This is a genomic window from Salipiger sp. PrR003 (assembly GCF_010500785.1).
GTDB classification, from domain to species: Bacteria; Pseudomonadota; Alphaproteobacteria; order Rhodobacterales; family Rhodobacteraceae; genus Salipiger; species Salipiger pacificus_A.
The window spans coordinates 169,624-184,551 of sequence record NZ_JAAGOV010000065.1 but is presented as its reverse complement, the minus strand read 5'-3'; the positions used below and the strand labels follow the sequence as shown (position 1 = coordinate 184,551).

Annotated in this window: 14 protein-coding genes and 1 pseudogene; 4 read left to right on the top strand and 11 right to left on the bottom strand. The window is 67.7% G+C overall.

The window, feature by feature from the left end; translation table 11 throughout:
• Positions 1-79 precede the first annotated feature (79 nt).
• On the top strand, positions 80-778 hold the full coding sequence (gene lexA / locus G0D83_RS23370) for a transcriptional repressor LexA (protein ID WP_164197002.1): 699 nt from the start codon (positions 80-82) through the stop codon (positions 776-778).
• Here the strand turns inward: lexA and G0D83_RS23365 are convergent.
• The gene (locus tag G0D83_RS23365; RefSeq protein ID WP_164197001.1) at positions 775-2,853 is read right to left on the bottom strand and encodes a ComEC/Rec2 family competence protein; all 2,079 of its coding nucleotides are present in this window, start codon (positions 2,851-2,853) and stop codon (positions 775-777) included. The genes lexA and G0D83_RS23365 overlap by 4 nt on opposite strands.
• A 78-nt stretch (positions 2,854-2,931) precedes the next feature.
• On the opposite strand from G0D83_RS23365, the gene gltX reads away from it, so the two are divergent.
• Positions 2,932-4,362 carry a glutamate--tRNA ligase gene (gltX, locus tag G0D83_RS23360; RefSeq protein ID WP_164197000.1) on the top strand — a complete coding sequence of 477 codons (1,431 nt, stop codon included), beginning with the start codon at positions 2,932-2,934 and terminating at the stop codon, positions 4,360-4,362.
• Between the two features lie 107 nt (positions 4,363-4,469).
• Positions 4,470-5,765, top strand: coding sequence for a citrate synthase (gltA, locus tag G0D83_RS23355; protein WP_164196999.1), 1,296 nt, complete (start codon positions 4,470-4,472; stop codon positions 5,763-5,765).
• A 62-nt stretch (positions 5,766-5,827) separates the two neighbouring features.
• On the opposite strand, the gene G0D83_RS23350 is transcribed toward gltA, so the two are convergent.
• The gene (locus tag G0D83_RS23350) at positions 5,828-6,955 is read right to left on the bottom strand and encodes a citrate synthase family protein (RefSeq protein ID WP_164196998.1); all 1,128 of its coding nucleotides are present in this window, start codon (positions 6,953-6,955) and stop codon (positions 5,828-5,830) included.
• A gap of 85 nt (positions 6,956-7,040) precedes the next feature.
• Between G0D83_RS23350 and G0D83_RS23345 the strand changes: the two genes are divergently transcribed.
• On the top strand, positions 7,041-8,378 hold the full coding sequence (locus tag G0D83_RS23345) for a CoA transferase (protein WP_164196997.1): 1,338 nt from the start codon (positions 7,041-7,043) through the stop codon (positions 8,376-8,378).
• Between the two features lie 4 nt (positions 8,379-8,382).
• On the opposite strand, the gene G0D83_RS23340 is transcribed toward G0D83_RS23345, so the two are convergent.
• From G0D83_RS23340 to G0D83_RS23305, 9 genes and pseudogenes are all read right to left on the bottom strand, one after another.
• Positions 8,383-9,159 (bottom strand): enoyl-CoA hydratase-related protein, encoded by a 777-nt coding sequence (locus tag G0D83_RS23340; RefSeq protein WP_164196996.1) that lies wholly within the window; start codon positions 9,157-9,159, stop codon positions 8,383-8,385.
• 84 nt (positions 9,160-9,243) lie between these two features.
• Positions 9,244-9,372 (bottom strand): annotated as a pseudogene (locus tag G0D83_RS32865) (hypothetical protein); the annotation flags it as partial.
• A gap of 36 nt (positions 9,373-9,408) precedes the next feature.
• Positions 9,409-9,603, bottom strand: coding sequence for a hypothetical protein (locus tag G0D83_RS23335; RefSeq protein WP_164196995.1), 195 nt, complete (start codon positions 9,601-9,603; stop codon positions 9,409-9,411).
• Positions 9,604-9,637: 34 nt separating this feature from the next.
• Positions 9,638-10,135, bottom strand: a complete 498-nt coding sequence (locus G0D83_RS23330; RefSeq protein WP_164196994.1) for a cytochrome c-type biogenesis protein — start codon at positions 10,133-10,135, stop codon at positions 9,638-9,640.
• A complete protein-coding gene (locus G0D83_RS23325) occupies positions 10,132-12,099 on the bottom strand; it encodes a heme lyase CcmF/NrfE family subunit (RefSeq protein ID WP_164196993.1) in 1,968 nt (655 codons plus the stop codon). The genes G0D83_RS23330 and G0D83_RS23325 overlap by 4 nt, the downstream gene beginning before the upstream one ends.
• 97 nt (positions 12,100-12,196) lie before the next feature.
• Positions 12,197-12,748, bottom strand: a complete 552-nt coding sequence (locus G0D83_RS23320; protein ID WP_164196992.1) for a GNAT family N-acetyltransferase — start codon at positions 12,746-12,748, stop codon at positions 12,197-12,199.
• 111 nt (positions 12,749-12,859) lie between these two features.
• Positions 12,860-13,129 carry a 50S ribosomal protein L27 gene (gene rpmA / locus G0D83_RS23315; RefSeq protein ID WP_108965665.1) on the bottom strand — a complete coding sequence of 90 codons (270 nt, stop codon included), beginning with the start codon at positions 13,127-13,129 and terminating at the stop codon, positions 12,860-12,862.
• A gap of 23 nt (positions 13,130-13,152) precedes the next feature.
• Positions 13,153-13,716 carry a 50S ribosomal protein L21 gene (rplU, locus tag G0D83_RS23310; RefSeq protein ID WP_095883877.1) on the bottom strand — a complete coding sequence of 188 codons (564 nt, stop codon included), beginning with the start codon at positions 13,714-13,716 and terminating at the stop codon, positions 13,153-13,155.
• A 271-nt stretch (positions 13,717-13,987) separates the two neighbouring features.
• Positions 13,988-14,797, bottom strand: a complete 810-nt coding sequence (locus tag G0D83_RS23305; protein WP_164196991.1) for a DUF2059 domain-containing protein — start codon at positions 14,795-14,797, stop codon at positions 13,988-13,990.
• Positions 14,798-14,928 lie beyond the last annotated feature (131 nt).

Genomic DNA, 14,928 nt, shown 5'->3' with positions numbered 1-14,928 from the left:
CGCGGGGATTGACACAAAACGGGAACAGGGCTAGAACAAAGTCGAACATCTCTTCAGGCAAAGACTCGGGACAACGCGCATGCTGACCAAGAAACAGCTCGATTTGCTGGATTTCATCAACAGGCGCATGGCGCGCGACGGCGTTCCGCCCAGCTTTGACGAGATGAAGGATGCGCTGGACCTGCGCTCCAAGTCCGGCATCCACCGGTTGATCACCGCGCTCGAAGAGCGCGGCTTCATCCGCCGCCTCGCCCACCGCGCCCGCGCGATCGAGATCGTGAAACTGCCCGACAGCCTTGCGGGGCGCCCCACCGGCTTCGTGCCACAGGTGATCCAGGGCGACCGCGGTGCCGCTCCGAAACCGCCGGCCAATGACACCTTGGAAGCCGTCGGAGCGATGGAGCTGCCGCTGATGGGCCGGATTGCCGCGGGTGTGCCCATCGAGTCGATCTCCGATATCCCGCCGAATGTCGCCGTGCCCTCGGCCATGCTGTCCAGCAGCGGCCGCCACTACGCGCTCGAGGTCAAAGGCGACTCGATGATCGAGGCCGGGATCAACGATGGCGACGTGGTGATCATCCGCGAGACCAGCTCGGCCGAGAACGGGCAGATCGTCGTCGCCCAGGTCGAAGGCTACGAATCCACCCTCAAGCGCTTCCGCCGCAATGGCAGCAGCATCGTGCTGGAAGCCGCCAACCCTGCCTACGAGCCTCGCGTGCTGCCATCGGGGTCGGTTTCGGTGCAGGGCCGCCTCGTCGGGCTGATCCGCTCTTACTAATCGCCCGCTCCGCCGCCCTCCCACAGGCGCGGTGGATGGCCGCGCGAGGGGTGCATCTTCAAACCACCGGCGCCGCGCCGAAAGGCGACGGCACCGGTGGTCCTGAGCCTCTCGACATCGAAGACCTCGCAGCCCAGCCCCTCCGGGATCGGCACATTTGCCACGAGGATACCGGCGCCTCCACAGCCCGAGATGCTGCCCGCGGCCCGGCGTCCGGAGACATGCAGCACCTCGACACCCTCGACAAGCGCACGGCGCAGCCGCCCTGCCGCATCGGGCCAGAGTGCCGCGGCAGCGGCCTGATCCGCGGGCTGTCCATCGTTCTCGAGCCAGAGCTTGGCGACGAACCCCTCTCCGACATCGCGCGAGAGCGCGCGGCCTTTTTCGGTCATCACGCCGACCAGCCCGCCGCTTTCCGAGATCAGCAGCGCCGGGCGCTCGGACTGCACCCAGACCCCGAGCGCCAGCGCCAGCGGCAGCAGCCCGCCCCAGCGCCCGCGTCCCTGCCAAAGCAATAGCAAGAGCCCGCCAGCCGTGATCAGCGGCAGCACCGCGGGACCCGGTGCCACCACCTGACCGACGGCGCCCTCCCAGCCGGAGGCGGCCTGCGCCACGCTCAGGATCCAGTGCAGCGCCAGCGCCATGCCCCGCAACGCCACCCCGTCCAGCCCGAGCGGCATCAGCACCGCCGCCAGCACCGCCATCGGCACGGCGACAAGTCCCATGGCCGGCACCGCCAGCAGGTTGGCCAGCAACCCGTAGCGCGAAACGAGATTGAAATGCGCCATCGAGAATGGCGCCGTCGCGGCAGAGGCGACGGTCGACGAAAGCAGCAGCGCCAGCAGCGGCCGCGCCCATCGCGGTCCGGCAAGCCGTGTCTCGACCCTGCCAAAGACGCAGACCAGCGCGGTTGTGGCAGCGAAGGACATCTGGAAGCCTGGGCCGAGCAGCGCCTCCGGGCGCAGCAGAAGCACCAGCAGAGCTGCCAAGGCCACCGCCCGCAGGGAGAGCGCCCGCAGGTCCGCGAGCACCGCCCCCAGCATCACCGCCACCATGATGAAAGCGCGCTGGGTCGCGACATTGCCCCCCGAAAGGGCGAGGTAGCCCGAGGCCGCCGCCAGCGCGCCCACCGCCGCGATCTTCTTGCCGGGCCAATGATGGCGGCTGAGCGGGACCAGCAGCAGCGCCACGCGCAGGGCAGCGAAGACGAAGCCGGTCAGCAGTCCCATGTGCAGGCCAGAAATGGCCAGAAGATGCGCGAGGTTCGAGCGGCGCAGGGCCTCGAGCGTCTCTTTCCCGATGCCACTGCGATCGCCGGTCATGAGCGCCGCGGCAAAGCCGCCGAGTTCGCCCGGCAGCTGCGTCTGTACGTGCCGTGACAACGCCAGACGCAGGCGCAGCAGCCGCTGGCTGCCCGCGGCCTCCCTCAGAACCACCGGGGTTCGGCTGTAGCCCACCGCCCCGATCCGCTCGAACCAGGCGTGACGGCGGAAATCGAAGCCGCCAGGCTCCACCGGCCCTCCGGGCGGGACGAGGTGGCCGGTCAGCGCCACCCTCTGCCCCGGCACCAGGTCGAGCGCACGCCCCTGCAGCTCGGGCGGCCCGTGTAGCGCGACGCGGACCTTCGCCGGAGTGCTCGCAGGGGCGACCCGCAGCAGCGTTACCTGATCGAGCGTCAGCCGCGGCACGTCCGAGGCGGAGCGGTCCAGCGCGATCACCCGCCCTTCGATCGGGCCGTAGTATCGAAATCCAAGCTGCGGGGCGGCGACCAGATGCGCCCGCGCCCCGGCATGCGCCATGCCGAGAAGCAGCACCCCCGCGCCGATCGCGACCGGCGCAACTTCGGCCGGCAGTCGGCGCGACCACAGCAGGAGCACGGCCCCGACGCAGGCGCAGGAAAGGAGCCAATGCGCCGCCAGCTCGAACGGCAGGGCAAAATAGACCCCGATACCGGCACCGAGGAAGACCGGCACCCAGGCGAAGAGGTGCCCCCGCTGCGCCGCCAGCGCCGCCCCGGCCCGGCGCGGCAGGCGCAGAGCCCGGAAGACCGCCAGCAAGGTCAGCAGCCGGCCCATGCTTGCCCCCGCCCCCCGCGCTGTTTAAGGAACCTGCAAAACCCTAGGCCCACCACGGTTACCGCGAGGTTAATTCCCATGACGAGCCCCTCTCCGAGCCCCCAGGCAGTCGTTACCCGTTTCGCCCCTTCTCCGACCGGCTACCTCCACATCGGCGGCGCCCGCACGGCGCTGTTCAACTGGCTCTACGCCCGTGGCCGCGGCGGAAAGTTCCTGCTGCGCATCGAGGATACCGACCGCGCGCGCTCGACCCCGGAGGCCACCGCCGCGATCCTCAAGGGGCTCGACTGGCTCGGGCTCGACCATGACGGCGAGGTGATCAGCCAGTTCGAACGCGCGCCGCGCCACGCCGAGGTGGCGCACGAATTGCTCGCCAAGGGCGCGGCCTATAAGTGCTTCTCGACCCAGGAAGAAATCGAGATCTTCCGCGAGGCCGCCCGCGAGGCCGGGAGCTCGACTCTGTTCCGCAGCCCTTGGCGCGACGCCGACCCGGCGAGCCACCCCGATGCGCCCTACGTGATCCGCCTGCGCACTCCCGAAGAGGGAGAGACGGTGATCGAGGACCAGGTGCAGGGCACCGTGCGGATCCGCAACGACCAGCTCGACGACATGATCCTGCTGCGCTCGGACGGCACGCCGGTCTACATGCTCGCGGTGGTGGTCGATGACCACGACATGGGCGTCACACATGTCATCCGCGGCGACGACCACCTCAACAACGCGGCGCGGCAGATGGGCATCTACACCGCCATGGGCTGGCCGCTGCCGGTCTATGCACACATCCCGCTGATCCACGGGCCGGACGGCAAGAAGCTCTCGAAACGCCACGGCGCGCTCGGCGTCGACGAGTACCAGAAGCTCGGCTACCCGGCCGCCGGCATGCGCAACTATCTCGCGCGGCTCGGCTGGAGTCACGGCGATGACGAATTCTTCACCGATACTCAGGCACAAGAATGGTTCGACCTGTCGGGAATCGGGAAATCACCCGCGCGGCTTGATTTCAAGAAACTGGAAAACATCTGCGGCCAGCACATCGCGGTCGGGGACGATGCCGCGCTGCTGCATGAAATCGAGGCATATCTGGATGCGGCAGGTCTGCCCGCCTTCACCGAGGCACAAAAATCCGGGATGACGCGGGGTATGTACTGCCTCAAGGACCGCGCCAAGACTTTCCCGGAACTTCTTGAAAAGGCTCACTTCATCCTGACGGAAACCCCGATCGTCCCGGATGAGAAAGCGGCCAAGAACCTCGATGCAGTATCCCGTGGTATACTGGTCTCGTTGACGCCGCAGTTGCAAAGTGCTAGCTGGTCGCGAGAAGAGCTCGAGGGGGTAACGGCGCGCTTCGCCGAGGAACAGAACACGAAATTCGGAAAGCTGGCCGGGCCGCTTCGCGCGGCGCTTGCAGGCCGCTCCGTCACCCCGAGCGTGTTCGACATGATGCTGGTGCTCGGCCGCGAGGAAACGCTCCTCCGGCTCGAACAGGCAGCGGCTTCCGAGGCGGCGTGACGGTCTGGCAAACCGGCCTCTCCGACCCCGCCACGGGCCATGTGTGACAATACCGACCGGGCGCGCCCGACGCGCCTGGCCTTATCCAGATGAAGGGACAAGCAAGCATGGCTGACACAGCGAAAAGCGCGAAACTGACCATCGGCGAGCAAAGCTACGACCTGCCGATCTATTCGCCCACCGTGGGCCCGGACGTGGTCGACATCCGCAAGCTCTATGGCCAAGCCGGGGTGTTCACCTACGACCCGGGCTTCACCTCCACCGCCAGCTGCGACAGCACCATCACCTTCATCGACGGCGACGAAGGCGTGCTGCTGCACCGCGGGTATCCGATCGACCAGCTCGCGTCGAAGTCGCACTACCTCGAAGTGTGCTACCTGCTGATGTACGGCGAACTGCCGACCGCGGCTGAGCTCGAGGACTTCGAGAACACGATCACCCGTCACACGATGATCCATGAGCAGATGCACAACTTCTTCCGCGGTTTCCGCCGCGACGCGCATCCCATGGCAACCATGGTGGGTGTGGTCGGCGCCATGTCGGCCTTCTATCACGACAGCACCGACATTTCGGACCCGCGCCAGCGCGAGATCGCCTCGCACCGCCTGATCGCCAAGATGCCGACCATCGCGGCGATGGCCTACAAGTACTCGATCGGCCAGCCCTTCGTGTACCCGCGCAACGATCTCGATTACGCGGCAAACTTCCTGCACATGTGCTTCTCGGTTCCGGCCGAGAAATACGAGGTGAACCCGATCCTCGCCCGCGCCATGGACCGGATCTTCACCCTGCACGCCGACCACGAGCAGAACGCCTCGACCTCGACCGTGCGTCTCGCCTCTTCCTCGGGCGCGAACCCGTTTGCCTGCATCGCGGCCGGCATCGCCTGCCTTTGGGGCCCGGCCCACGGCGGCGCCAACCAGGCGTGCCTCGAGATGCTGAAAGAGATCGGCTCGGTCGACCGCATCCCCGAGTTCATCGCCCGCGCCAAGGACAAGAACGATCCCTTCCGCCTGATGGGCTTCGGTCACCGCGTCTACAAGAACCGCGACCCGCGCGCGACGGTGATGAAGCAATCCGCAGACGAGGTGCTCGACCTGCTCGGCGTCGAGAACAACCCGGTCCTGCAGGTCGCCAAAGAGCTCGAGAAACAGGCGCTGGAAGATCCGTATTTCATCGACAAGAAGCTGTTCCCGAACGTCGACTTCTACTCGGGCATCATCCTCGAGGCGATGGGCTTCCCGACCTCGATGTTCACCCCGATCTTCGCGCTGTCGCGCACCGTCGGCTGGGTTTCGCAGTGGAAAGAGCAGCTCGCCGATCCGCAGCACAAGATCGGCCGTCCGCGCCAGCTCTACCTCGGCTCCGCGCAGCGCGACTACACGGATATCGAAAACCGCTGATCCGGATTTCATTGAGACCAAAGGCCCCGCTCTCGCGGGGCCTTTTGCTTCTCGGCAGGGAATTATTCTGCCGCGCAACGCGCCCTGGGCCGGATCGGCGCGCCGCTGCTGGCCTGCTCGAGCGCATGAGCGATCCAGCCCGCAAGCCGCCCCGCCGCAAAGATCGTGAAGCCCGCGTCTCGCGGCAAGCCCCAAGCCAGCTCCAGCGCCGCCAGCCCGGTGTCGACGTTCGGTGCCAGCCCGAGCGTCCGGGCGAGCCGGCGCTGCGCCTGGCGCACCGGGTGGTCATGGGGCAGTCGCTCGAGCAACAGCCGCGCCCGGGGATCGCCGTCGGGATAGAGCGGGTGGCCATGGCCGAAGCCATAGGGAGACTGGCCCGTCCGCGCTGACAGAAATGCCTCTAAGTCGCCCTGCAGCGCGGCCTCCAATGCGGCACGCGCAAGCGCCGAGGCACCGCCATGGCGTGGTCCGCTCAGCGTCGCCAGTCCGCAAAGCAAGGCCGCCGGCAGGCTCGCCCCGGTCGAGGCCGCGATCCGCACCGCGAAGGTCGAGGGGTTCAGCTCGTGATCGCTCAGCAGCACCAGCGCCCGGCGTATCTCGTCCTCGCCGCCTCGATCCAGCCCCCAGGCTCCAGCGAAACGCGCTTGCAACGCGCCGCCTCCAGCCTGCCCCAGCAGCGCGTTGACCACCAGCGAGATCAGCCGACCTGCCTCTGCCGCTCGCTCGCTTGCGCCGAGGTCAGCGATCGGAACCGCCCCGCCGACCGCGCCCGCGAGCGTCTGCATGGCCCGTCCGACTGGCTTGCCGCCTTCGCCGGACCATGGCACGTCGGGCAAATCCAGCCTATCGAAACCGCAAAGATGGGCGGCCATTTGCTCGGGGGTCATGGTCTCGGCGCAGGCCTCGACCGAACGTCCACGCAGCCACAGCATGCCGTCCCGAACCTCGGAGATAGCGGTCACCAACACCGGATCGCCCCAGCGGATCGCCTGTTCTGCAACTTCGGAGCGCGCGCGCGGGCGGCGGTTCTGGCGCAGCAGAGCCTCGACGTCGGGACGGAAGTAAAGGCTGCGCCGCGCATCCTGCGGATCTGCCTCGGCCCGCAGCTGGCCGCGGCTGACATAGGCGTAAAGTGTCTGGGGCTTCACCCCGAGCAGGGCGCAGGCGGCGCCGGCATCGATCCAATCCATGACGTTCATATTGATTATATTGATCAAGATTTACAGCCGGTCAATCCGCGCGCTTGATGGGGGCAGACAAGACTAGGAGGCCGTGATGACATCCCCTTTCGATCCGCAGATTTCCCTGGCGCTCGGCACCGATCTCCCGCCCGGCCTCGAGGTAGACGAGCATGGAGACGCCGAGCTGCCCTCCTGCTTTCAGGTCTCGGAACTGGCCACCGCGTCGCTGAAAGCGGCGACGCGGGAGATGGCTGCGCTGACCGGCGCTCCAAGGGCGACACTCGACCGGCGCCTCGCCTCGATGTGGTTCGATCGGACGTTGTGCCCCGTCGGATGGGAGCTGCCCGCGGCCTGGGACCCGATCGCCGGAGATTACGCGGCGCAGAATGGCTGGATCCGGCTGCACACCAACGCGCCGCACCATCGTGACGCAGCGCTCTCGGTGCTCGGCTGCACCGCCGACCGCGCACAGGTCACCGAAACCGTCTCGAGATGGGAGAAAGCAGCGCTCGAAGCCGCCGTTGTGGCGGCCGGGGGCGCCGCGGCGGCGATGCATTCTCTGGACGAGTGGGCCGCACATCCGCAGGGCGAGGCGGTGGCCGCCGAGCCGCTGATCGACTGGCGCGAGACCGGAAGCTGCGCGGCCCCCGTCTCGATGCAGGGTCTGCGGGTGCTCGACCTGACCCGCGTGCTCGCAGGGCCGGTGGCGACGCGCTTCCTTGCCGGCCACGGCGCCGAAGTGCTGCGCATCGACCCGCCCTGGTGGAACGAGCCAGGCGTCGAGCCGGAAGTCACCTTGGGCAAGCGCCGGGCCGGGCTCGACCTGACCCAGAGCGCCGACCGCGCGACCTTCGAGGACCTGCTGAGACAGGCCGACGTGCTCGTCCACGGCTACCGCCCGGGCGCGCTGGAGAGGCTGGGCTACGGCGGGCGCAAGCTGGCTCCCGGGCAGATCGAGGTGAGCCTTTGCGCCTATGGCTGGACCGGACCCTGGGCCGGGCGGCGGGGCTTCGACAGCCTCGTGCAGATGAGCTGCGGCATCGCCGACGAGGGGATGCGCCGCAGGCCGGCCGCGCGCCCGGTGCCGCTACCGGTTCAGGCGCTCGACCATGCCACCGGCTATCTCATGGCCGCGGCGGTGCTGCGCGCGCTGCGCCGCCGGCAGGCGAGCGGACAGATATTCTCGGCCCGGCTGTCGCTGGCCCGCACGGGCGCCCTGCTGGTCTCGGGCGGGGTCCGTGACGTCACCGGCGCGCCCATCGAGGTCACCGAGGGCGATCAATCCCCGCAGGTCGAGGCAACCGGCTGGGGCCCGGCGCGGCGGCTGCGGTTCCCGGCGACACTGGATGGCCACCCCCCGCGTTGGGATGTTCCTGCGGGACCGCTGCGGGTGGATGCGCCGCGCTGGCGGTCGACGCTGACCGCAGGCTAGGCGCTCAGCGCCCCTCGAACTTCGCGGGGCGCTTCTCGTGGAAGGCGACCACGCCCTCCTTGAAGTCCCGCGTCATGCCGCATTCCCCCTGCAACTGCGCTTCAAGCAGCAGCTGGCCGTCGAAATCCTTCTCGAAGGCACCGCGGATCGCGCGCTTGATGCGGGCATAGGCCTCGGAGGGGCCCTGCGCCAGATGCGCGGCGCGGGCCTTCCAGATCGCCTCGAATTCGGCGTCCGGCACCGCCTCCCAGATCATCCCCCAGCGTTCGGCCTGCGCGGCGCTGATGCGGTCGGCAAAGAGCGCTGCGCCCATGGCCTTGGCGATGCCCATCTGCCGCGGCAGCATCCACGTGCCTCCCGCGTCGGGCATCAGTCCGATGCGGGTGAAGGCCTGCATGAAGAAGGCACTTTCGGCGGCGATGACCACGTCGGCAGCCAGCGCGAGGTTGGCCCCGGCGCCCGCTGCCGCGCCGTTCACCGCGGCGATGGTCGGGCGCGGGCAGTCCACCAGCGCGCTCAGCATCGGCATGTATTCGTCGCGCAGCACCCGCTCGAGATCGATGTTCGCCGCGCTCTCGCGGTCCCCCAGATCCTGCCCCGAGCAAAAGGACCGGCCGTCGCCGGTCAGCACCACCACCCGCGCGTCCTTGCCACCCGCTTGGATGGCATGGGTCAGCTCGGCCCGCATCGGCGCCGAGAGCGCGTTCATCACCTCGGGCCGGGCCAGGGTGATCAGCGCCACGTCGTCGGCGATTTCGTAACGGATGGTGTCGTAGTGCATGGGATCCTCCGGATTGGCGCGGCCGCGCGGGGAAACTTTCCCCCGCGCGCGCCTGGGGTGCAAGACCCCTTGGCCGTACCCGCCTCAGACCTGCCAGAGCGCCGCGATCAGCGCCAGCGCGTCCGCGCTCGGGTGGGCCTCGATGCGGGTGTAGACAGCCCTGTGGGGCGTACGCTCAAGCATGCGGTTCTCGATCATTGTCCGGCGGATCCGAGCCGCGTCGCGGAAGGACCGGAACCCATAAGACGCCTACGCGTCAGCACGCGGCGCCGTCGTGGTCTGCGCGCGCAGGTGCGGGTAGTTGCGGTACCCCGCCGCCCGGGCAATCAACCCGAGCATCTGTTGATACGACGGCAGGGTCTCGAGCCCGGCGCGCAGCCGTCGGGGGAATCCCGAAAGGTCGTCTATGGAAAGCGGGGATGCTGTTGCGTTTCTGAGCGTCACTCCTCGGATCCTCCCGACCCTGCCGGCAGTCCTGTCAGGAGGAGGGGTGTTCATCCAGAATGCGCTTCAGCCGGGCCTCTTCCTCGGGGCTGAGCCCGGCCTCGGTGCTGGCCTCGGCACGCGAGCGGCCGCGCAGGTAGGCTCCCGCAAGGATCAGCGCGATCACGAAGAGGATCGGCCCGGCGGCCCAGAGCAGCCAGTTCCAACCGCGCGTCGTAGGCTGCAGCAGGACGAACTCGCCATAGCGGTCGACCAGGTAGGCGACCGCCTCGTCGTCGGTGTCGCCGGCCACCAGCCGCTCGCGCACCAGCAGGCGCAGGTCGCGGGCGAGCGCGGCGTTGGAATCGTCGATGTTCTCGTTCTGACAGACAAGGCAGCGCAGGTGCTTGGACAGCTCGCGCGCCCGCGCCTCGAGCGCGGGGTCCGAGAGCATCTCGTCGGGCTGCACGGCATGCACCACCGCCGCCTGCACCAGCGGCAGCGCCAGAAGCGCCAACAGAAGCAGCGCGCGGAAGGGTTTCAGCACGGTCATTCAGCCGGAACCCCCTGCGCCGAAGCGGACTTGCGCGCTCCGGCGGCGACGCGGAAACGTCGGTCCGAAAGGCTGAGCGCCCCGCCGAGCGCCATGAGCAGCGCCCCGCCCCAGATCCAGTTGGCGAGCGGTTTGACGTAGACCCGCATGGTCCAGCCGCCGCCCGCCTGCGCATCGCCGAGCACCACGTAGACGTCACGCAGGAAGCCGTTGTCGATCGCCGCCTCTGTGGTCGGCATGCCAGCAACCGGGTAGCTGCGCTTCTCGGGGTAGAGATGCGCGATCTCGGCACCGTTCCTGCGCAGCGAGACCTCGCCCATGTCCGAGACATAGTTCGGCCCTTGCACGCGGCTGACACCAAGAAGGTCCAACTCGTAGGCGCCCACAGCGTAGGGCTCCCCCACCTGCGCAACCCGGATGTCTTCCTCTTGCCAGGCCATCAGCCCGGCAATGCCCAGCATGGTCACGCCGAGGCCCGCATGGGCGACGGCCTTGCCCCAGTCGGCGCGCGGCAGCCGCGCAAGGCGGCGCCAGTCGCGGCTCTGGCCGATGCGGCTGAGAAGATCGGTGATCGACCCCGCCACCAGCCAGGTGCCGAGGAAGACCCCCACCGGCCCCATCAGGCTGCGCCCGCTCTGCATCGCCCAGACCAGCCCGGCGAGCGCCACCGCCAGCACCAGCGCCGGCACCAGCTGCTGCACCGCGCGGCCCAGCTTGCCGCGCTTCCAGCTCAGCAGGCCGCCGATCGGCAGCACCAGCCCCAGCAGCACCATGAAGGGGGTGAAGGCCATGTTGAAAAAGGGCGCCCCGACCGAGAGCTTGCGCCCAAAGAGCATCTCGGCGACCAGCGGCCAGAGCGTGCCGGTAAAGACCACGAAACACGCCACGGCAAGCAGGATATTGTTCACCACGAGTGCCGACTCGCGGCTGACGAGGCCAAAGACCCCCTTGGCCTGCATCACGCCCGCGCGGGCCGCGTAAAGCGTCAGCGCGCCGCCGGTGAAGAAGACGAGGATGCCGAGGATGAAGACCCCGCGCTGCGGATCCGAGGCGAAGGCATGCACCGAGGTCAGCACGCCCGAGCGCACGATGAAGGTGCCGATGAGCGAGAAGCCGAAGGCGAGGATCGCGAGCAGGATCGTCCAGCTCTTCAGCGCCTCGCGCTTTTCCACGACGATGGCAGAATGCAGCAGCGCGGCCGCCAGCAGCCAGGGCATGAACGAGGCGTTCTCGACCGGATCCCAGAACCAGAAACCGCCCCAGCCAAGCTCGTAATAGGCCCACCAGGAGCCGAGCGCGATGCCGATGGTCAGGAACACCCAGCTCAGCAGCGTCCAGGGGCGGACCCAGCGACCCCAGGCGGCGTCGACCCGTCCCTCGATCAGCGCCGCGACGGCGAAGCTGAAGCAGATCGAGAGGCCCACATAGCCCAGATAAAGGAACGGTGGGTGGAAGGCGAGCCCCGGGTCCTGCAACAGCGGGTTGAGGTCTTGCCCGTCGAAGGGCGGCACCGCGAGGCGTAGGAAGGGGTTCGAGGTAAATAGGATGAAGGCGAAGAAGGCCACCGCGACCGAGGCCTGCACCGCCAGCACGCGCGCCCGCAGCGTCGGCGGCAGGTTGCCGCCGAACCAAGCCGCCATAGCCCCGAAGAGCGCCAGGATCAGCACCCAGAGCAGCATCGAGCCCTCGTGGTTCCCCCAGACGCCGCTGATCTTGTAGAGCAAGGGCTTGGCGGAATGCGAGTTCAGCACCACCAGCCGCAACGAGAAGTCGGAAACGATGAAGGCGTGCATCAGCGCGCCGAACGACAGCGCGACAAGCAGGAACTGGGCGGTTGCGGCGGGTTCGGCGACGGCCATCCAGCCGGGCCAGCGCTTCTGCGCCCCGATCATCGGCACCACCGCCTGCACGCAGGCGACGAGGAAGGCGAGGATGAGCGCGAAATGTCCGAATTCGGTGATCATGCCTTGCTTATAGGCGGCAAGACTACGCCCGGCCAACGGAATTCGTCGGCCGGGCGGGATCACTTTGTCGCGGGGCTGCGCGGGCCGAGGCCTACGTTCAGTCCATCCGGCGCAGATAGGTCCAGGTGGGCACGGCCGAATTGCGCGCCACCGAGAAGGCCTCGGCATCACCGATGTATTCGAAACCGCAGTTGGTCAGCACCCGGGCCGAGGCGGCGTTGTCCTGGAAGACCGAGGCGAACATCGTCGCGCTGCCGAAGGGATTGGCCTGCACCATGGCGCGCACCGCCTCGGACGCGTGGCCGGTGTTCCAGAACGGCGGCGCGACCCAGTAGCCGATCTCGGCCTGGTTGCCATCCGTCAGGCGCTCGAGCGAAATCAGCCCCATCACCTCGGCGCCGCCCTGCTCGGAGGCATCCATCGCCCAGACGTCCTCGACACGGCTGGACTCCGTGGCACGGGTGATGAAGGCCTCGGTCGCGCCCGGCGGCAGCGGGTGCGGAATCGAGGTGGTCATGCGCGCGAGGCGCAGCTCGGACGTGTAATGCGCAATCAGCCCGGCATCCGAGCGGCGCAGCGGCCGCAGCAGGAAACGGGGTGTCTCGATGACCGGTTGCGCGGTCAGCTGGTCGTCTTCGGCCAGGCTCATCGTCTTACTCCTCTTGTGCGAGAAATCTCGCGGGCCGCTTCGTCTCCCCCCGAAACGGAGAAGGGGACCGGCCCGTGCCGATCCCCTCCAATTTTTCGATCCGGGATCAGCTTACTCAGCAGCCTCCGCCACCGGCAGGACGGATACGAAGGTGCGGCCCTTGAGGCCTTTGTGGAATTTGACCGAGCCTTCGGCCACGGCGAAGATCGTGTGATCCTTGCCCATATCCACGCCTTCGCCCGGCCAGAACTTGGTGCCGCGCTGACGGATGATGATGTTGCCCGGGTTGGCCGCTTGGCCACCGTAGAGTTTCACGCCGAGACGGCGGCCAGCTGAGTCGCGGCCGTTACGGGAGCTACCGCCTGCTTTTTTATGTGCCATGGGTTGGTCTCCTTAACTGTCTATCAGGCCAGGGTCTTGGCCTGTTCAACCCACTCGGGCTTCACCTTGACGGCATCGAAGCTCTCGGGGTCAACGGCTGCGAGCTGTGCGAAGGTGGCGATGCCGGCTTCGTTCAGCTTCTTGGCGGCGGCGGGGCCGACACCGGTGATCTTGGTCAGGTCGTCGCCTGCGGCGGCAGCAGCCGCCTTCGGAGCAGCGGCTTTCGGTGCGGAGGCGGCGCCAGCGGCGGCCTTCACGCCGGTGCCTTCGGCGCCGGATGCGAGGATCTCGGTCACGCGCAGCAGGGTGAGCTGCTGACGGTGGCCACGGGTACGCTGCGAGCCGTGCTTACGGCGACGCTTGACGAACTTGATGACCTTCTCGCCCTTGATCTGGTCGATCACGGTCGCCTGAACGGCAGCACCGGACACGAGCGGAGCACCCACGGTGACGCTGTCGCCGCCGAGGATCAGGACTTCGTTGAACTGAACGGTTTCACCCGCGTCTGCAGCCAGCTTCTCCACGCGGAGCACGTCGCCCGCCTGGACCTTGTATTGCTTGCCGCCGGTTTTCATCACCGCGAACATCTGCGTCTTCCTTTGTCTACCGCGTCCTGTGGCGCCCCGGTTTCTTGGGGACTTCGTGGTGCGGGTTGGCCCGCTCCGCCGTCGAACAGCGCGCCCTTGCGGGCTGTATGGATGTAAGAATCGAAAGCGGGGCGCGCAATGGCCCCGTCACGAGGCCCGGCTTATCGGGGCAATTTGCCCATGTGTCAACCCGCGCACAGCGGTTTTCCCGCCATATTCTGCAGGTGGTCCACCCCGGCTTTCTGCCCCGAGCCGCCCGGCCCGCCCCGCCTCAGAGGTCCTGCGCCAGCATCTCCTGTGCGGCCGCGAGGCCGAGGCCATAGGAGATCTCGTTGTACATCGCGTTGAACCCGGCAAACAACGCCCGGTTCATCGCCTTTCCCTCGGGCGTCGCGGAAATATCGATATAAGCGTCAAGCTCCGCGTCGCTCAGCGGCCGGTAGGCCAGCAGGAGATAGCCATAAAGCCATTCGAGCGTGTCGGCGCGGGTGACCTCTTCCTGCATCCAGACCTCCTCGAGGATCTCGGGCTCGGTCATTTCGAGTCCGCCGCCGTCGACAAGGCCGAGATAAAACTGGAAGCTGGCGTTGAGCGCGCCGACCACATTGGTCTCTAATAGGTCGTTGGCCTCGACGAATTCATCGAGCTGGTCCAGCCGCGTATCGCCGCTCCCTGCCCGTTCACGCCAGGCTTCGCGCGCCGCCGACTCGACGTCAGGATCGACCATCGCGCGCCGGGCCTCGATCTCCAGCGTCACGACCTTCTGACCGGCTTCGCTGGCGAAATACGCCAGAAGCGGCGCGGGATCGGTGTCACCGAAGCTTTCGAGGAATCCCGCGCGCACCACTTCCTCCATGGCGTTGGGTGTATAGAGCCGGTCGACCGACTGCCGCCATGTCTCGGATTCGCCCGCCGGAAGCAGGTCCGTCGCCATCTCCTCGGCATAGCCCTGCCCCTCAATTCGCATGAGTTCGACGATCTCGTCGATCTTGAGCGCGTCCAGCAGGTCCCCTGCGGGTTCCGCGCGAACGGGCATGGCTAGGATGACGGCAAAACCGCAGGCGGCGAGACGCGAGAACATGGGACAGGACAACTCCGGATATGGCTGACGACAAGCCTAGGGCCCGGCCGCGGCATTTCCAAGGTGAGCAAAAAGCCCACTGGCGGAGCTTCGCCGGAAAAGAAATCCGCCCGGATGAAAAAACTTCAAAA